This is a genomic window from Actinomadura rifamycini DSM 43936 (genome assembly GCF_000425065.1).
Lineage (GTDB): Bacteria > Actinomycetota > Actinomycetes > Streptosporangiales > Streptosporangiaceae > Spirillospora > Spirillospora rifamycini.
The window spans coordinates 222,818-240,104 of record NZ_KE384300.1 but is presented as its reverse complement, the minus strand read 5'-3'; the positions used below and the strand labels follow the sequence as shown (position 1 = coordinate 240,104).

Genomic DNA, 17,287 nt, shown 5'->3' with positions numbered 1-17,287 from the left:
GACGACCTAAAGCCGACCGGGCGCGGGCGGACCCGATGTGACGTACGCGTCACGATCACGAGAGAATGCCCGCATGGCTACGACTCGCACCGCCAACGCGCACTGGGAAGGGCCGCTGATGGGCGGCCAGGGCACGGTCTCGCTGGACTCCTCCAAGACGGGCACGTTCGACGTGACGTGGCCGTCGCGCGCCGAGGAGCCGGGCGGGAAGACCAGCCCGGAGGAGCTCATCGCCGCGGCGCACTCCACCTGCTACTCCATGGCCCTCTCGCACGCCCTCGCCGGGGCCGGGACGCCGCCGGAGAAGGTCGACACGAAAGCCGAGGTCACGTTCCAGCCGGGCGAGGGCATCACCGGGATCCACCTGACCGTCCGGGCCAGCGTGCCGGGACTGTCGGCGGGCGACTTCGAGAAGGCCGCGCAGGACGCCAAGGCCGGCTGCCCGGTCAGCAAGGCCCTCGCGGGCACGAAGATCACGCTGGACGCGGCGCTGGTGTAGGGCGCCGCACCGGCGGACGGGCCCGCACGCGGACGCGTGCGGGCCCGTCCCGTCCCGTCCCGTCCGGCGTGCCGCGGCGCAGGCGTGCCGCGGAGGGTCAGGTGGTGGCGGCGGGCTCCACCGGGTTGGGGACGGCGCCGCCGTAGCGGCGGTCGCGGGAGGCGTACAGCTCGCACGCGTGCCACAGGTGGCGGCGGTCGAAATCGGGCCACAGGGTGTCGAGGAACACCATCTCCGCGTACGCCGACTGCCACAGCAGGAAGTTGGACGTGCGCTGCTCGCCGGAGGACCGCAGGAACAGGTCGACGTCCGGGATCGACGGCTCGTCCAGGTAGCGGGCGAACACCTTCTCGTCGAGCTTGTCGGGGTTGAGGCGGCCGTCGCGGACGTCGCGGGCGATCGCCGCGGCGGCGTCGATGATCTCGGCGCGGCCCCCGTAGTTCACGCAGAACTGCAGGGTGAGGACGTCGTTGTCGCGCGTCATCTCCTCGGCCGTCTCGAGCTCCTTGATGACGCTGCGCCAGAGGCGGGGGCGGCGGCCCGCCCACCGGACCCGGACGCCCATCGAGTGGAGCTGGTCGCGGCGGCGGCGGATCACGTCCCGGTTGAAGCCCATCAGGAACCGCACCTCGTCCGGCGAGCGCTTCCAGTTCTCGGTGGAGAACGCGTACGCCGACAGGTACGGGACGCCCAGCTCGATCGCGCCCATGATGACGTCGAAGAGCGAGTCCTCGCCGCGCTTGTGCCCCTCGGTGCGCGGGAGCCCGCGCTCCTTGGCCCAGCGGCCGTTGCCGTCCATCACGATGGCGACGTGCCGCGGCACCAGATCCGCCGGGATCGCGGGGGGCCTCGCCCCGTCCCGGTGCGGTTCCGGCGGCAGAACAGCCCTGCTCACACTCTCTCCCTGATGTCGTCTCCGCCGGCGGGGTCGCCGGCGGTCTCGTCGAAGCCGTCGCGCTCCACGTGCCGCAGCGAGCGGATCCCGTGCTCGAGATGCCACTGCAGGTAGGCGGCGACGAGGCCGCTGGTCTCCGCGCGGTGGCGCGGCTCGCTGGCGTCGGCGTACTCCCAGTCGCCGCGCAGCAGCGCCAGCATGAGCCGGAACGTGGGCGGCGCCGGGGTGGCGGCGCCCGGACGGCGGCAGTTCGCGCAGACGGCGCCGCCCGCGGCGATCGCGAAGCCGCGCAGCCCGCCGCGGGCGCCGCACCGGCAGCACTCGTCCAGCGCGGGCGCCCACCCGGCGACCGACAGGGACCGCAGCAGGTAGGCGTCCAGGACCAGGCGGGCGTCGTGGCTGCGGTCGGCGAGCGTGCGCAGCCCGCCGACCAGGAGGAGGAACTGGCGGAGCGCGGGCTCGCCCTCCTCCGCGGTGAGCTTCTCGGCGGTCTCCAGCATCGCGATGCCCGCCGTGTAGCGGGGGTAGTCGGAGACGAGGCGCTCGCCGTAGGGGCGCAGCGTCTCGGCCTGCGTGATGAGGTCGAGCGACCGCCGCTCGTACAGCTGGAGGTCCACGTGGGTGAACGGCTCCAGCCGGGCGCCGAACCGGGACTTCGTCTTGCGGACGCCCTTCGCGGCGGCGCGGATCCGGCCGGACCGCCGGGTCAGCACCGTCACGATGCGGTCGGCCTCGCCCAGCTTCTGGGTGCGCAGGACGACGCCTTCGTCGCGGTAGAGGGTCACCCGTTCATTCTGGCGCACCCGGCCGGGTGCTCCGTTGCCGGACGGGCATCTCCCCAGGATCTCCACAAGTCCCCCGATCGTGCCGCTGCGCAGGGTGACAATCACGTACCGTGACCGGAACCGGCCGCCGCCGCGCGGCGAAACCCGTGGCCGGACCGGCGGGAACCTGTCAGCGTGGCGGCATGAGATGCCACATCGTGCCGCCGCACATGCTGGAACGCCTCGCCCGCGACACCGCCGACCCGGTCGTGAGCGCCCGCGCCCGCCGCACCATGGCCCTCACCTCCGCCCGGTACGTCGAGCGGCTGGTGCCCGCGCCCGCCCGCTCCCCCGAAGAGGACTTCGTCCCGAAACGGACGATCCATGACGCCGCGGGCCGCGAGACGCTGCCCGGCCGGGCCGTCCGGAAGGAGGGCGACGCGGCGACCGGCGACGCCACCGTCGACCGCTCCTACGACTGGCTCGGCGCCACCTTCGACTTCTTCGAGGAGATCTACCGGCGCGACTCCATCGACGGCGCCGGGCTGCCGCTGGTCTCGACCGTCCACTACGGCGACGGGTACGCCAACGCCTTCTGGAACGGCGAGCAGATGGTGTACGGGGACGGCGACGGGGTGGTGTTCAGCGACTTCACCGGGCCGCTCGACGTCACCGGCCACGAACTCGTCCACGGCATCACCCAGCACACCGCGAACCTGGAGTACTACGGCCAGGCGGGCGCGCTGAACGAGTCGGTGTCCGACGTGTTCGGGTCGCTGGTCAAGCAGTGGCATCTCGGGCAGACCGCCGACCAGGCCGACTGGCTGATCGGCGTGGGCCTGCTCGCCGACGGCGTCCAGGGCGTCGCGCTGCGCTCGATGAAGGAGCCCGGCACCGCCTACGACGACCCGCGGCTCGGCAAGGACCCGCAGCCCGGCCACATGGACGACTACGTCGAGACGTACCGCGACAACGGCGGCGTCCACATCAACTCCGGCATCCCGAACCGCGCGTTCCACCTGGCGGCCGTCGAGATCGGCGGCAACGCCTGGGACAAAGCGGGCCGCGTCTGGTATGACGTCCTCACCGGCGGTGCGCTGGCGGTGGACGTCGACTTCGCCGGCTTCGCCGCCGAGACGGTCCGCGGCGCCGCCCGCCGCTTCGGCGCGGACGCGGCGGAGACGGAGGCGGTCCGGCGCGGATGGACGGGGGTGGGCGTGTCCATCGACGCGGCGGCCGCGGAGGCGTTGAGGTGAGCGGTGAAGGTGACAGTCGTCCGCAGCGGGGGGTTCGCCGGGATCGAGCGGCGGGCCGAGTCCGACAGCACGAGTGACCCGGTGCTGGCCGGGCTCGTCCGGCGCGTCGACCTCGACTCGGTGCCGCCGCCGGGGCGGATCCCCGACCAGTTCCTGTACGAGATCGACATCGACGGCCGGCGGACGACCGTGGGCGAGGCGCAGCTGAGCGGCCCGCTGCGCGAACTCGTCCACCACGTCCTCGGCCGGGCGCGCTGACCCGCGGGACGGCGCGGCGGGCCGGGGGCCGCGGGGCCTCGGCCCCGCGGCCCGCTCAGAGGACCCCGCCGGTCGCGGACGTGGACGCCCGGCGGACCGGGCGCCCCGCCGCGACCGGTGCTCCGCTCACCGGCGGGCGACGCGGTTGACGGCCGACAGGATCGCCTTGAGGGAGGCGGTGACGATGTTCCCGTCGATGCCCACGCCCCACACCGTGGCGCCGTCCACGTCGCACTCGACGTAGGCGGCGGCGCGCGCGTCGCCGCCCGCGCTCATCGCGTGCTCGGCGTAGTCCAGGACGCGGACGTTGATCCCCACGGACGACAGCGCGTCCTCGAACGCCGACACCGGGCCGTTGCCGAGGCCCTCGATCTCGCGGATCTCGCCGTCGACGCGGACGTCGCAGCTGAGGGCGTCCTTCTCGTCGACGCGGGACGTCGTGCGGTGCGCCAGCAGCCCGACGCGGGGGCCGTTGGACAGGAACTCGGACTCGAAGATCTCCCACATGCGGGCGGGGTCGACCTCGCCGCCCTCGCTGTCGGTGTGCTCCTGCACGACCCGGGAGAACTCGATCTGGAGGCGCCGCGGCAGCTCCAGGGCGTGCTCGGTCTTCATGATGTAGGCGACGCCGCCCTTGCCGGACTGGCTGTTGACCCGGATGACGGCCTCGTAGGTGCGGCCGACGTCGTGCGGGTCGATCGGCAGGTACGGGACCTCCCACCGGTACTCCTCGACGGGCGTCCCGGCGGCCTCCGCGTCGCGCCGCAGGTGCTCGAAGCCCTTGTTGATCGCGTCCTGGTGGGAGCCGGAGAACGCGGTGTAGACGAGGTCGCCGCCGTAGGGGTGCCGCTCGTGGACGGGCAGCTGGTTGCAGTACTCGACGGTGCGGCGGATCTCGTCGATGTCGGAGAAGTCGATCTGCGGGTCGATGCCCTGGGTGAACATGTTCAGCCCCAGGGTGACCAGGCAGACGTTGCCGGTGCGCTCGCCGTTGCCGAACAGGCAGCCCTCGATGCGGTCGGCGCCCGCCATGTAGCCGAGCTCGGCGGCGGCGACCGCGGTGCCGCGGTCGTTGTGCGGGTGCAGCGACAGGACGACCGAGTCGCGGTACGCCAGGTTCCGGCTCATCCACTCGATCTGGTCGGCGTACACGTTCGGCGTGGCCATCTCGACGGTCGCCGGCAGGTTGACGATGACCTTCCGGTCCGGGGTCGGCTTCCACACGTCGTTGACGGCGTTGCAGACCTCGACGGCGTACTCCAGCTCGGTGCCGGTGAACGACTCGGGCGAGTACTGGAAGAAGATCTCGGTGTCGCCCATGTCCTCGGCGAGCTTGGCGCACAGCTTCGCGCCCTCGACGGCGATGGCGGTGATGCCGTCGCGGTCCTGCCCGAACACCACGCGGCGCTGCAGCGTGCTGGTCGAGTTGTACAGGTGGACGATCGCCTGCTTCGCGCCCCGCACCGACTCGAACGTCCGCTCGATCAGTTCGGGGCGGGCCTGCGTCAGCACCTGGATCACGACGTCGTCGGGGATGCGGCCCTCGTCGATGATCTGCCGGACGAAGTCGTAGTCGGTCTGGCTCGCCGCCGGGAACCCGACCTCGATCTCCTTGTAGCCCATCTGGACGAGCAGCTCGAACATCCGCAGCTTGCGGTGGGCGTCCATCGGGTCGATCAGCGCCTGGTTGCCGTCCCGCAGGTCGACCGCGCACCAGCGCGGGGCCCGGGTGATGGCGGCGTCGGGCCAGGTGCGGTCCGCCAGCTTGACGGGGGCGAAGGGGCGGTAGCGCTCGAAGGGCATACCGGAGGGCTGCTGTGCCGGGTACATGCGGTGGGATCTCCCTGCTCGAACCGTGCGGCCGACGTCCACGTCAGAGTCCCGCAGCGAGGGAGCCGACCTGGTTACAGGCCCCCGCTGCGGCCGCTAAGGAGGAGCAGCGCACCAGACACGCCCGCCAAAGTAACAGATGACATCCGTGTTCCGGAAACCGACGTCCGCATGTTGAGACGTCCGGGGCCTCTTCCGTCACGGGAACGTCATCTGCCGTCCGGGACATTCCCGCCCGTCCGCGACCCGGCGGTTCCTCCCCTTACGCTGAATCCATGACCGGTGACCTGGGTTCCGACGCGGGCGGCGCACGGTCGCGCCCGCAGTTCCTGCCGCCCGACGACGGTCTCCCCCCGCCCGGTCCCGGGGACGCCGTCCCGGAGCCGCAGCCCGGGCCCCCGCCGGCCGAGCCGCGGCGGGGCGGCCTCGGCTGGAGCATCGCGCTGATCGCCGCGGCGGCGACGCTGCTGGTGTCGGCGTTCCTGCCTTGGGCGCGCGCCTCCGTCGTCGTCGACCTGTTCGGCAGCGCGATCTCCCGGGACGTCGCCACGGCGGCGGGCATCGACGCCGACGACGTGGTGCTGTCGGTCCCGGTGTTCGCGGTGGTCGCGATCGTCATGGCCTGCTGGGACCTGCTCGCCCGCGACACCCGCATCACCGGTCTCGCGGCCGTCCCGGGCGTCCTGTCGCTGCTGGCGTGCCTGCTGTTCCTGCTCCGGCTCGACGACGCCCGCGAGGACCTGCCCACGGGCGGCCTGGACGTCGGCTACGAGATCAGCGTGCTGTACGGCTGGTACGTGGCGGTCGCCGCGGGGCTGCTGGTCACCGGGTTCAGCCTGGCGCGCCCGATCACCGCGCGGCTGGGCGGGCGCGGCCGCCCCGCCCCCTACCCGCCGCAGGCGTACCCGCAGGACCAGTACCCGCAGGACCCTTACACCCAAGAGCAGTACGCCCAGGAGCAGTACTACGCGCAGTACGGGAACGGCCCGGACGCCGGGGACCCGAACGCGGTCTGGCCGCGGCAGAGCGGGTGGGAGCGGGCGGACGAGTCCGCGCCGGGCGGCGAGGCGGCGGAACGCCGCGACGACCGGCCGTAGGCCCCGTCAGTCGTAGAAGCCGAGGCGGCGGAGCTGCTTGGGGTCGCGCTGCCAGTCCTTGAGCACGCTGACCCGCAGGTCGAGGTAGATCTTCGTGCCGAGCAGCGCCTCGATCTGCCGCCGGGCGGCCGCGCCGACCTCCCGCAGCCGGGCGCCGCGGTGCCCGATGATGATGCCCTTCTGGCTGGGGCGCTCGACGAACAGGTGCGCGTAGACGTCGACGAGGTCGTCCCGTCCCTCGCGCGGCGCCATCTCGTCGACCACGACGGCGATCGAGTGCGGCAGCTCGTCCCGGACGCCTTCGAGCGCGGCCTCCCGGATCAGTTCGCCGATCATCACCTGCTCGGGCTCGTCGGTGAGGTCGCCCTCCGGGTACAGCGGCATGCCCTCCGGCAGCCGGGAGATCAGCAGCTCGCCGACCAGGTCGACCTGGAAGCCGTTCTCCGCCGAGCAGGGCACGATGTCGGCGAACTCCCCCAGCCGCCCCACGGCGAGGAGCTGCTCCGCGACCTGCTCGGGCGCGGCGAGGTCGGTCTTCGTGACGATCGCCACGACGGGGGTCTTCTTCACCCCGGCGAGTTCGCGGGCGATGTACTTGTCGCCCGGCCCCACGGGCTGGTCGGCGGGCACGCAGAACCCGATGACGTCGACCTCGGTGAGCGTGGACCGGACGAGGCTGTCGAGCCGCTCGCCGAGCAGCGTCCGCGGCTTGTGCAGGCCCGGCGTGTCGACCACGACGAGTTGCCCGTCCGGCCGGTGCACGATGCCCCGGATCGCCCGCCGCGTCGTCTGCGGGCGGCTGCTGGTGATCGCCACCTTGGTGCCGACGAGCGCGTTCATCAGCGTCGACTTGCCCACGTTCGGACGTCCGATGAAGCAGGCGAAGCCCGCCCGGAAGCCCTCGGGCGGCGGCGCGGTCGTCAGATCTCCCGTCGATGTCACCCCTCGATTGTCCCCCACCCGGCGACGGGCCCGTCCCGGCGCCCGTCCGGCGGACCGCCGGGCGGCGGTCAGGCGGAGGCTGCGGCGTCGCCGAGCGCGGCCAGGGCCTCGCGGGCCCGCCGGGAGAACAGCGGCGCGCCGAAGGTGTCGGCGGCGCGGGCGGCCCGGCGGTAGTGGTCGGCGGCGACGCGGGCGGGACGCCCCAGGTACCCGGCGAGGTCGCCGAGGATCTGCGCGACCGGCCCGATCGTCGCGAACGTGGTGCAGCCGCCGGCGAAGTGCCCCTCGTACGGCAGCAGGTCGGCGTACGCCCGCTCGGCGACGTCGCGCTGGTCCAGGACGATCGCGCGGTGGGCGCGGATGCCCGTGGCGAGGTCGAAGAAGTAGTCGGGGCGGATGGGACCCGCCGCGGCGACGGCCGCGCGGGCCTCCGCGACGCGGCCGACGTCGGCCAGCGCGAGCGCGTGGATGTCGGCGGTGGCGGCGACGTGCGGCCACCGCCGCGACAGCCAGGCGGCCCGCTCCAGCAGCTCGCCCGGCCGCCCCTGGACGAGCCGCAGGCAGAACGCGCCGAACCCGACGGTGCCGTCCTCGCTGCTCCAGATCCCGGTGCGGCCGATGTCCTCGCCGACCTGCGCGTACGCCCGCTCGGCGGCGTCGAAGCGGGAGGCGAGGACGTGCACGAGCCCGGCGTACCAGCTCGCGATCTGCGCGAGCAGCGGCAGCCCGTACTGGTCCGCGAGGCGCCGCCCCTCCTCCAGGTGCGCGGAGGCCGCGGCCCGGTCGAGCGCGGCGACGGACGTCTGCTGCAGCTGCAGGTGCGCGAGGACGCGGTAGGCGGCGAGGTCGTGCCGCTCGGCGAGGTCGAGCAGCTCGCGGGCGAGGCGGTACCGCAGCGCGAGGTCGCCGGCGCTCCGGTGGCCGTTGATGTAGCGGCCGTTGAGCGCGACGGCGAGCAGGTCGGGACGGCCGAGGGCGCGGGCCAGCGCGACCGCCTCCTCGGCCGCGGTGACGCCGCGGTCGTCGAAGTCGCCCTCCAGCTCGATCGCCAGGCTGGTCAGCAGCCGGACGCGCAGCTCGTCCTCGCCGTCCGGCAGCGCGCGCAGGGCCTCCTCGGCGGCGTCGATGATCCCCTGGTCGCGGGTGCCGTACTCGCGGCTCGTCCACAGCGTGGGCACGTCGAAGGCGGTGATGACGCGGGCCAGCAGCCGGACGTCGCCGTGCGCGCGGGCGTCGGCGACGGCGTGCAGCCGCCGGTCGCGGGCCTGCATGACGTCGCCGGACAGGCCGCAGGCCCGGATGGCGGCGACCTCCGCCTCGAGCCGGTCGCGGACGGCGTCCGGGCGCCCCGTGCGCAGCGTCTCGGCGGCGCGGACCCACAGGTCGGCGGCCGGGCCGTGCGCGAACCGGGCCTCGGCGGCCGCGGCGGCGAGCCGCGCGTAGCGGACGGCCCGGTCCGGTTCGGCGCCCGACTCCAGGTAGTGGTGCGCGATGGCGGCGACCTCGGCGGGGCGGTGCCGTTCCAGCGCGGCGGCGACCCGGCCGTGCAGCCGGGTGCGGCGGGCCCGCGACAGCCCGTCGTAGAGGGTGTCGCGGACGAGCGCGTGCACGAACCGCAGCCGTCCGGGCGCGGGCTCGGTGACCAGTCCGGCGGCGAGGGCGGCGTCGACGGCGTCGATGACGGTCTCCTCGCCGTGCGCGCCCGCGGCCAGCTCCGCGAGGACGGCGAGGTCGGCGTCGCCGCCGACGACGGCGGCGTCGCGCAGCACGTTCCGGGCGGGCTCGGGGAGCCGCGCGATGCGGCGGCGGAGGACGTCCCCCACCCCGGCGGGCACGCGGCGGACGGCGGCGGGCAGGCCCTCGGCGTCCAGCAGCCGGGCCGTCTCGCGGACGAAGAAGGGGTTGCCGCCGGTCCGTTCGGCGATGTCGGCCAGCTCGGCGTCGGCGACGCCGGTCGCGCAGGTCGCGCGCACGAGTTCGGCGACCTCGGCGGGCGCGAGCCCGCCGAGGTCGAGGCGCAGCGGCTCGCGGCGGGCGAGGGCGGCGAGCGCGGCGGCGAGCCGCTCGGGCGCCTCGGTGCGGCGGAACGTCGCGGCGAGCAGGACGCGGCGGCCGCGGAGCCGCTCGGCGAGCCGGACCAGCAGCGCGAGGGTCTCGTCGTCGGCCCAGTGCAGGTCCTCCAGGACGAGCAGCAGCGGGGAGCGCGCGGCGATCCCGGCGAGGTAGTCGCCGACGGCGAGGTGCAGCCGGAACCGCCCGGTGGCGACGTCGGCGCCGCCGCGCCCGGCGGCGGGAGCGGGGCCGGGGGCGGCGTCGTCGAGGAGGGCGGCGAGCCGGGCGGCCAGGGCGGCGTCCGGCGGGAGGGCGGCGGCGAGGTCGCGCAGCAGCTCCGCCCACGGCCACGCGGCGGGCGCCCCGCCGGTCTCCTGCGCGCGGCCCCACGCGCACGTCCAGCCGCGGTCGCCGAGCCGCCGCGCGAACCGTTCGGCGAGCGCCGTCTTGCCCATGCCCGCGTCGCCGCCGACGAGGACCACGCCGCCCCGGCCGGCCGCGCCGTCCAGCAGCGCCAGCTCGCCCTCCCGTCCGACGAACGCCCCCGGCGGCTCCGGCCGCGCCGCCGGGGGCGGGGGCGGGGGCGGCCGCAGGGGCACGGGACGGACCGCGGCCGGCGGTTCGCCCAGCTCGGGGGCCTGGGCGAGGATGTCGGCCTCCAGGCCGCGCAGCGCGGGCCCCGGGTCGACGCCGAGTTCCGCGCCGAGCGCGGCGCGGACCCGGCGGAGCGCGGCGAGCGCGTCCCCCTGCCGTCCCGCCCGGTACAGGGCGAGGGCCAGCAGCCGCCACGCGTCCTCGCGCAGCGGGTTCGCGGCGGCGTGCTCCTCCAGGTCGGGGACGGCCTCGGCGGCGCCCCCGAGCCCGAGCAGGGCCTCGGCGCGGCGCTCGACGGCGAGCCGGCGGCGCTCGTCCAGCCGGGCGGCCTCGGCGGCCGCCCACGGCAGGTCGGCGAACTCGGCGTAGGCGGGGCCGCCCCAGCGGGCGAGGGCGTCCGCGGCGCGGCCGCGGGCGGCGGCCGGGTCGCCCGCGGCGAGCAGCGCGCCCGCCTCGTCGACGAGCGCGTCGAACCGCCACGCGTCCACATTGCCGTCCGGGAGCCGCAGCGCGTAGCCGGGCGGCGCCGTGACCAGGACGCGGGCGGGCGTGCGGGGCGGGCGGCGCGGCTCCAGGGCGCGCCGCAGGTGCGACACGAACGACTGGAGCCCCGCGCCCGCGCGGGGCGGGGCCGTCCCGGCCCACAGGTCCTCGACGAGGGTGTCGGCCGGGACCATCCGGCCGTGCGCGGCGGCGAGCCGGGCCAGCACCGACCGGCGGCGGCGCCCGCCGAGGTCGGCGGGCGCGCCGTCCACCGTCGCGCCGAAGGCGCCGAGCACGCTGACGACGGGCGCGTCCACAACAGTCGACATGTCCCGATCAGACTAACCGGGGCGCACCGACCGCCGTGATCGCCTCCCTAGGCGCGGCTGGGCTCCCTGGCCGGGGGCTCGGTGCCCGCCGCGGCGGGCACCGAGCCCCCGTGCAGGTCGACGTCCGGCAGGATCCGGCCGAGCGGCCCGGGCAGCCACCAGTTGCCGCGGCCGAGCAGCGCCATCGCCGCCGGGACCAGCACGAGCCGGACGACCGTCGCGTCCAGCGCGACGGCGACCGCGAGACCCACGCCCATCTGCTTGATCACCAGGCCGGGGTCGGCGGCGAACCCGAGGAACACCGCCACCATGATCAGCGCCGCGCTGGTGATCACCCGGCCGGTCGCCGCGAGGCCCGCCGACACCGAGCCGCGCGCGTCCCCGGTCCGCAGCCACTCCTCCCGGACGCGCGACAGCAGGAACACCTCGTAGTCCATCGACACCCCGAACAGCACCGCGAACATCAGCAGCAGGATGAAGCTGGACACCGGGACGCTGTGCGGCAGGCCGAGCAGTTCCGCGCCCCACCCCCACTGGAACACGGCGGTGAGCACCCCGTACGCGGCGCCGATCGACAGCAGGTTCATGGCGGCGGCCTTCAGCGGCGCCAGGACCGACCGGAAAACGATCACCAGCATGACGAACGAGGTCGCCACGACCACGCCGATCACCGGCCACAGCCGCTCGGACAGCAGCCGCGACAGGTCCACGTAGGCGGCCGTCATGCCGGTGACCTCCGCGCCCGGCGGCAGGACGTCCGCGCGGATCCCGTCGACGAGCGGCGTGACGCGCTCGTCCTGCGGCCCGTACTCGGGCGTCACCACGAGCACCGCCGCGTCGCGGGCGTCCGACAGCCGGGGCGGCGCGACGGACGCGACGCCCTCGACGGCGGCGAGCCGGTCGCGCAGGCCCGGCAGCGCCGCCGGGTCCGCCTCCGCCAGGTCCACGGCCACCAGCAGCGGGCCGTTCGCGCCCGGGCCGTACGCCTCGGCGACCAGGTCGTACGCCTGCCGGACCGTGTTGGACGACGGTTCGCTGCCCGCGTCGCTCGGCCACGTCCGCATGCCGAGCGCCGGGGCGGCCAGCGTGAGCATCAGCACCAGCCCGGCCAGCAGCCACGGCCACGGGCGGCGCCCCACGTGCAGCGCCCAGCGGCGGATGCGCGGCGAGTCGGCGGCGGGCGCCGCGCCGGACGCGCGGTCGCGGCGGCGCAGCACCCGGTGCCCGGCCAGCCCGAGCACCGCGGGCAGCAGCGTGAGCGCGCTCGCCACCGTCGCCGCCACCACCAGCCCGGTCGCGAACCCCATCGTCATGAACACCGGGATCCGCGAGACCACCAGCCCGCACAGCGCCAGCAGCACCGTGAACCCGGCGAAGAGCACCGACTGCCCGGCGGTGGCGATGGCGCGGCCCACCGACTCGGGCACGTCCAGCCCGGCGGCGAGTCCCTCGCGGTGCCGGGTGAGGATGAACAGCGCGTAGTCGATGCCGACGCCGAGGCCCACCATCACCGCGAGCGTCGGCGCGGTCGTCGCCACGTTCGTCACGGCCGCCAGCAGCGTGATCCCCGACACGCCCGCGCCCAGGCCGGCCAGCGCGACCACCAGCGGCAGCCCCGCCGCGACCACCGACCCGAACGCCAGCAGGAGGATCACCAGGGCGGCCACCACGCCGACCGCCTCCGCGACCCCGCCGGGCGCGGTGATGTTCTCGGGCACCTGGCCGCCGAACTCCACCCGGTGGCCGGCGTCCTCGAGGCCGCCGGTCGCGTCGCGGAGGGCGTCGAGCGTCGGTCCGGGCTCCAGGTCGGTCACCGGCACCGCGTACCGAACGGTGATCAGCGCCGTGCGGCCGTCCGGACTGGGCAGCGGCGGGTCGACGGCGCCGACGTGCGGCAGCGCGCGCAGCTCGCCGCCCGCGGCGGCGAGCGCGGCCGGGTCGACGCGGCCGTCCCGGGCGTGCACGACGACGCGGGCGTCGGCGCCCGCCAGCGCCGGGAACCGGTCCCGCAGCAGCTCGGTGGCCTGCTGCGACCCGGTCCCCTCGAGGGTGTAGTCGTCCTGCAGCGAGCCTCCCCCGGCCGCCGCGGCTCCTCCCACCGCGGCGACGAGCGCCAGCCACACGACGACGAACCGCCACGGGCGCAGGGCGGCGGCCCTGCCCAGGCGGTACAGCAGACGGGACATCACGTTCCCCCAGAGATCCGGATTCGAGACTCCGAGGGTGCCGCGCCCCGCTTGGCGTCCACTTGGCGCCGACTTGCCGCCCCGCTCCGCGCGCCCGCCGCCCGCCGGGACCGGTCGCGCACGCCCCGCGGCCGCCCCGTACGATCGGGGACGTGAGCGAGCTGAACGCCGAGGACGCGAAGATCATCACCCTGGCGCGGTCGTCCCGGGCCCGCACCGGGGCCGCCGAGGGCGCCGCCGTGCGCGACGAGACCGGCCGCACCTACGCGGCGACGAGCGTGGACCTGCCGTCGCTGCGGCTCTCGGCGCTCAAGGTCGCGGTCGCGATGGCGGTGTCCAGCGGCGCCGAGGACCTCGAGGCCGCCGCCGTCGTCACCGCCGCCGACGCGCCCGACCCGTCCGACGTCACCGCGGTCCGCGACCTCGGCCCCAAGGCGCCCGTCCTGGTCGCCGGACCCGACGGGGCCCTCCGCGACACCCTCTGACCGCCCTCCGACCGGCCCCCTCCGGCCGGCGTCCCGCGCCCGGGGCCGTCCGTCCGGCGCCCGTCAGCCCGCCCCGCCCGGGCGGGTGTCGAGGCGGCGCACGACGACGGTGCCGATCCGGTTGCGGCGGCCCGCGATCGTCTCCGCCTTCAGCGACAGGACGGCCCCGCCCGGGACGTCGTCGTCATCGTCGTCCGGGCCGCGCGGCGCGGAGCCCACCTCCGCCGTCGAGCCCTCGATCGGGACCCGGCCGAGGGCGTGCGCCAGCAGCCCGCCGACCGTGTCGACGTCCTCGGCGTCGATCTCGACGCCGAACAGCTCGGCGAGGTCGTCCACCGGCAGCCGGGCCGTGACGCGGGCGGCGCCGCCGTCCAGCCACGTCACCGGCGGGATCTCCCGGTCGTACTCGTCGGTGATCTCCCCGACGATCTCCTCCAGGATGTCCTCGATGGTGACGAGGCCCGCGGTGCCGCCGTACTCGTCGATGACGATCGCGACGTGGATCCGGCGGGCCTGCATCTCCCGCAGCAGCTCGTCGATCGGCTTGCTGTCGGGCACGAACGTCGCCGAGCGCATCACCGAGTCGACCGTCTCGACCGACTCGGCCTCGTGGTGCTCGTGGCTGCGGCGCACGACGTCCTTGAGGTAGGCGATGCCGACGACGTCGTCCTCGTTCTCCCCGACGACCGGGATGCGGGAAAAGCCGCTGCGCAGCCCCAGCGACATCGCCTGCCGCAGCGTCTTGTCCCGCTCGATGAACACGATGTCGGTGCGCGGCACCATCACCTCGCGGACGAGCGTGTCGCCGAGCTCGAACACCGAGTGGATCATCTCGCGCTCGTCCGGCTCGATGAGGCTGCGCTGCTCGGCCAGGTCGACCAGGTCGCGCAGCTCCGCCTCCGACGCGAACGGCCCCTCGCGGAAGCCCTTGCCGGGCGTGAGCGCGTTGCCGAGCAGGATCAGCAGCCGCGGCAGCGGCCCGAACACCCGGGTCACCGGGTGCAGGACGGCCGCGCCCGCGAGCGCGATCCGGTCGGCGTGCTGGATGCCGAGAGTGCGGGGCGCGACCCCGACCGCCACGTAGCTCACCACGATCATCAACGTGGCGGCGACGACGTAGGCGGGCCACGTCTCGTCCAGCCACGAGATGCACAGGTCCGCGACGATCACGGTGGCGACCAGCTCGCAGCCGATCCGCAGCAGCAGCACCATGTTCACGTAGCGGGCCGGGTCGGCGACGACCTCCGCGAGCTTCTTCGAGCCGCGCCGCCGCTCCTTGGCGAACTCCTCGACGGTCACCCGCGAGACGCGCGCGAGCGCCGTCTCGGTGCTGGCCAGCAGGCCCGCGAGCACCACCAGCAGGGCCGCCAGCCCCGCCAGCCACGCCTGCGCCGTGGTCACCGCCGGCCGCGTTTCTCCCGCCAGGAGGTGAGCAGCTCGGCCTGCAGGCCGAACATCTCCTTGTGCTCCTCCGGCTCGGCGTGGTCGTACCCGAGGAGGTGCAGGATGCCGTGCGTGCACAGCAGCTCCAGCTCGTCCCCGGTGCTGTGCCCGGCGGTGCGGGCCTGCCGCTCGGCGACCGACGGGCACAGGACGACGTCGCCGAGCAGGCCCGGGTCGACCTCGTCGTCCTCGTCGGCGCCGCCCGACAGGTGCCCGGGGCGCAGCTCGTCCATCGGGAACGACAGCACGTCGGTCGGGCCCGGCTCGTCCATCCACTTGACGTGCAGCTCGGTCATCGCGTCCTCGTCGACCAGCAGGACCGACAGCTCCGCGAGCGGATGCACGCGGAGCCCGTCCAGCACGTGCCGGGACAGCTCCGCCAGGCCGTTCTCGTCGACCGCCGCGCCCGACTCGTTCAGCACCTCGATGCTCACCGGGAACCCCGCTTGCGACCGGGCCCGCCGCCGCGCGCCGCGTCCTTCTTGAACTCGGGCACCCGCGCCTCGTCGTACCGGTTGTAGGCGTCCACGATGTCGGTGACCAGCTTGTGCCGGACGACGTCCTGGCTGGACAGCCGGGAGAAGTAGATGTCCTCGACGTCCTGCAGGATGTCCTGGACGACGCGCAGCCCGCTCTGCGTCCCGTTCGGGAGGTCGACCTGCGTCACGTCGCCGGTCACCACGACCTTGGAGCCGAACCCGAGCCGGGTGAGGAACATCTTCATCTGCTCGGGCGAGGTGTTCTGCGCCTCGTCCAGGATGATGAAGGAGTCGTTCAAACTGCGGCCGCGCATGTAGGCCAGGGGCGCGACCTCGATGGTGCCGGCGGCCATCAGCCGCGGGATCGAGTCGGGGTCGACCATGTCGTGCAGCGCGTCGTACAGCGGCCGCAGGTACGGGTCGATCTTCTCGTAGAGCGTGCCGGGCAGGAACCCGAGCCGCTCCCCCGCCTCCACCGCCGGGCGCGTCAGGATGATGCGGTTGACCTGCTTCTCCTGCAGCGCGCGGACGGCCTTGGCCATCGCCAGGTACGTCTTGCCGGTGCCCGCCGGCCCGATGCCGAACACGATCGTGTGCTTGTCGATCGCGTCGACGTACCGCTTCTGGTTGAGCGTCTTCGGGCGGATCGTCCGGCCGCGGCCGGACAGCACGTTCAGGTTGAGCACCTCGGCCGGGCGGGCGTCGCTCTCGCCGCGCAGCATCGCCAGGCTCCGCTCGACCGCGTCGGGCGTCAGCTGGGTGCCGCCCTTGAGCAGCTCGAGCATCTCGGTGAAGAGGCGCGAGACCAGGCCGGTGTCCGTCTCGGACCCGGTCACGGTGATCTCGTTGCCGCGGACGTGGATGTCGATGCCGTCGCCGAACGCGCGCTCGACCGCGTGGAGCAACTCGTCCCGGGAGCCCAGCAGGCTCACCATCGAATGGTCGTCCGGCACCACGATCTTGATCTGGGCGCGGCCGTCGCGCCCCGTGTGAGTTGATTCGACCATCAGCCGGGCCTTGCGGCCTCTCAGACCTGCCTTCTGTCTGCTCCGGGTGTGCAAGGTGTGTCGGTTCCATGGTACCGACCGCCCTCGTCGGCGCGCCGCCGTATTTCCGCTCGCCGCGGCCCGGCCGCGGCCCGCGAAACGGCGCGCCCCGCCCCGTCCCGCCGGCCCGGGTCGGGCGGGGCCGGGTCCGGCCGCGCCCGGCCCGGGTCGGCCGGGCTCAGCCGGGCGGCCAGTTCAGGCCGCGGCCGCCCAGCACGTGCGCGTGCACGTGGAAGACGGTCTGCCCGGCCTGCGCGCCGGTGTTGAAGACGATCCGGTAGCCGGTGTCGGCGATGCCCTCGTCGACGGCGACCTGGTGGGCCTCGCGGAGCACCTCGGCGAGCAGCTCGGCGTCGGCCGCGGCGAGTTCGCCCACCGTCGGGTGGTGGTCCTTGGGGATGACCAGGACGTGCGTGGGCGCCTGCGGGTTGATGTCGCGGAACGCGACGGCCCGGTCGGACGAGCGCACCGTCTTCGCCGGCACGTCCCCGGACACGATCTTGCAGAACAGGCAGTCGGTCATCTGTCTCCCCTCCCGCGGCGGCGACCGCGATCGGAATCCTATCGAGACCCGCGCCGCCGTGCTCCGCGGCGCCCCCCGCCGCTAAGGTTTTCCGGAATCGATCTCCGGTTGTCGAGCCGTTTCCGA

The 17,287-nt window shown here is 74.8% G+C and carries 15 protein-coding genes; 5 read left to right on the top strand and 10 right to left on the bottom strand.

What is annotated here, in order from left to right:
• Positions 1-73: 73 nt before the first annotated feature.
• Positions 74-499 carry an OsmC family protein gene (locus H505_RS0134500; protein WP_026405582.1) on the top strand — a complete coding sequence of 142 codons (426 nt, stop codon included), beginning with the start codon at positions 74-76 and terminating at the stop codon, positions 497-499.
• A gap of 97 nt (positions 500-596) precedes the next feature.
• Here H505_RS0134500 and H505_RS0134495 read toward each other — a convergent pair whose 3' ends face one another.
• A complete protein-coding gene (locus H505_RS0134495) occupies positions 597-1,394 on the bottom strand; it encodes an isoprenyl transferase (RefSeq protein ID WP_026405581.1) in 798 nt (265 codons plus the stop codon).
• Positions 1,391-2,179, bottom strand: coding sequence for a DNA repair protein RecO (gene recO / locus H505_RS46320; protein WP_051301496.1), 789 nt, complete (start codon positions 2,177-2,179; stop codon positions 1,391-1,393). The genes H505_RS0134495 and recO overlap by 4 nt, the downstream gene beginning before the upstream one ends.
• 182 nt (positions 2,180-2,361) lie before the next feature.
• Between recO and H505_RS46315 the strand changes: the two genes are divergently transcribed.
• Together H505_RS46315 and H505_RS0134480 are read left to right on the top strand one after the other, a co-directional pair.
• On the top strand, positions 2,362-3,414 hold the full coding sequence (locus H505_RS46315; RefSeq protein WP_034521274.1) for a M4 family metallopeptidase: 1,053 nt from the start codon (positions 2,362-2,364) through the stop codon (positions 3,412-3,414).
• A gap of 3 nt (positions 3,415-3,417) precedes the next feature.
• On the top strand, positions 3,418-3,672 hold the full coding sequence (locus H505_RS0134480) for a protealysin inhibitor emfourin (RefSeq protein WP_026405580.1): 255 nt from the start codon (positions 3,418-3,420) through the stop codon (positions 3,670-3,672).
• Positions 3,673-3,798: 126 nt separating this feature from the next.
• On the opposite strand, the gene leuA is transcribed toward H505_RS0134480, so the two are convergent.
• Positions 3,799-5,502 carry a 2-isopropylmalate synthase gene (gene leuA / locus H505_RS0134475; protein ID WP_026405579.1) on the bottom strand — a complete coding sequence of 568 codons (1,704 nt, stop codon included), beginning with the start codon at positions 5,500-5,502 and terminating at the stop codon, positions 3,799-3,801.
• Positions 5,503-5,777: 275 nt separating this feature from the next.
• On the opposite strand from leuA, the gene H505_RS0134470 reads away from it, so the two are divergent.
• Entirely contained in the window at positions 5,778-6,599 is an 822-nt protein-coding gene (locus H505_RS0134470; RefSeq protein WP_026405578.1) for a hypothetical protein, read from the top strand.
• A gap of 6 nt (positions 6,600-6,605) precedes the next feature.
• Here the strand turns inward: H505_RS0134470 and era are convergent, their stop codons facing one another.
• The 3 genes from era to H505_RS0134455 form a co-directional block, all read right to left on the bottom strand.
• The gene (gene era, locus H505_RS0134465; RefSeq protein ID WP_084551159.1) at positions 6,606-7,541 is read right to left on the bottom strand and encodes a GTPase Era; all 936 of its coding nucleotides are present in this window, start codon (positions 7,539-7,541) and stop codon (positions 6,606-6,608) included.
• A gap of 68 nt (positions 7,542-7,609) precedes the next feature.
• On the bottom strand, positions 7,610-10,999 hold the full coding sequence (locus H505_RS0134460) for an ATP-binding protein (protein ID WP_026405576.1): 3,390 nt from the start codon (positions 10,997-10,999) through the stop codon (positions 7,610-7,612).
• Between the two features lie 47 nt (positions 11,000-11,046).
• A complete protein-coding gene (locus H505_RS0134455) occupies positions 11,047-13,185 on the bottom strand; it encodes an MMPL family transporter (RefSeq protein ID WP_026405575.1) in 2,139 nt (712 codons plus the stop codon).
• A gap of 152 nt (positions 13,186-13,337) precedes the next feature.
• On the opposite strand from H505_RS0134455, the gene H505_RS0134450 reads away from it, so the two are divergent.
• The gene (locus H505_RS0134450) at positions 13,338-13,670 is read left to right on the top strand and encodes a cytidine/deoxycytidylate deaminase family protein (RefSeq protein ID WP_026405574.1); all 333 of its coding nucleotides are present in this window, start codon (positions 13,338-13,340) and stop codon (positions 13,668-13,670) included.
• A gap of 63 nt (positions 13,671-13,733) precedes the next feature.
• Here H505_RS0134450 and H505_RS46310 read toward each other — a convergent pair whose 3' ends face one another.
• From H505_RS46310 to H505_RS0134430, 4 genes are all read right to left on the bottom strand, one after another.
• On the bottom strand, positions 13,734-15,071 hold the full coding sequence (locus tag H505_RS46310) for a hemolysin family protein (protein ID WP_084551158.1): 1,338 nt from the start codon (positions 15,069-15,071) through the stop codon (positions 13,734-13,736).
• Entirely contained in the window at positions 15,068-15,547 is a 480-nt protein-coding gene (gene ybeY / locus H505_RS0134440; RefSeq protein WP_026405573.1) for an rRNA maturation RNase YbeY, read from the bottom strand. The genes H505_RS46310 and ybeY overlap by 4 nt, the downstream gene beginning before the upstream one ends.
• The gene (locus H505_RS46305) at positions 15,544-16,599 is read right to left on the bottom strand and encodes a PhoH family protein (RefSeq protein ID WP_034521270.1); all 1,056 of its coding nucleotides are present in this window, start codon (positions 16,597-16,599) and stop codon (positions 15,544-15,546) included. Before H505_RS46305 ends, ybeY begins: the two co-directional genes overlap by 4 nt.
• A gap of 217 nt (positions 16,600-16,816) precedes the next feature.
• A complete protein-coding gene (locus tag H505_RS0134430; RefSeq protein ID WP_026405572.1) occupies positions 16,817-17,161 on the bottom strand; it encodes a histidine triad nucleotide-binding protein in 345 nt (114 codons plus the stop codon).
• Between the last annotated feature and the right edge of the window lie 126 nt (positions 17,162-17,287).

Coding starts and splice junctions, on each gene's coding strand:
- H505_RS0134500 (WP_026405582.1), top strand. CDS start 74: ATGGCTACGACTCGCACCGCCAACGCGCACTGGGAAGGGCCGCTGATG.
- H505_RS46315 (WP_034521274.1), top strand. CDS start 2,362: ATGAGATGCCACATCGTGCCGCCGCACATGCTGGAACGCCTCGCCCGC.
- leuA (WP_026405579.1), bottom strand. CDS start 5,502: ATGTACCCGGCACAGCAGCCCTCCGGTATGCCCTTCGAGCGCTACCGC.
- H505_RS0134470 (WP_026405578.1), top strand. CDS start 5,778: ATGACCGGTGACCTGGGTTCCGACGCGGGCGGCGCACGGTCGCGCCCG.
- H505_RS0134460 (WP_026405576.1), bottom strand. CDS start 10,999: ATGTCGACTGTTGTGGACGCGCCCGTCGTCAGCGTGCTCGGCGCCTTC.
- H505_RS0134455 (WP_026405575.1), bottom strand. CDS start 13,185: ATGTCCCGTCTGCTGTACCGCCTGGGCAGGGCCGCCGCCCTGCGCCCG.
- H505_RS46305 (WP_034521270.1), bottom strand. CDS start 16,599: ATGGTCGAATCAACTCACACGGGGCGCGACGGCCGCGCCCAGATCAAG.
- H505_RS0134430 (WP_026405572.1), bottom strand. CDS start 17,161: ATGACCGACTGCCTGTTCTGCAAGATCGTGTCCGGGGACGTGCCGGCG.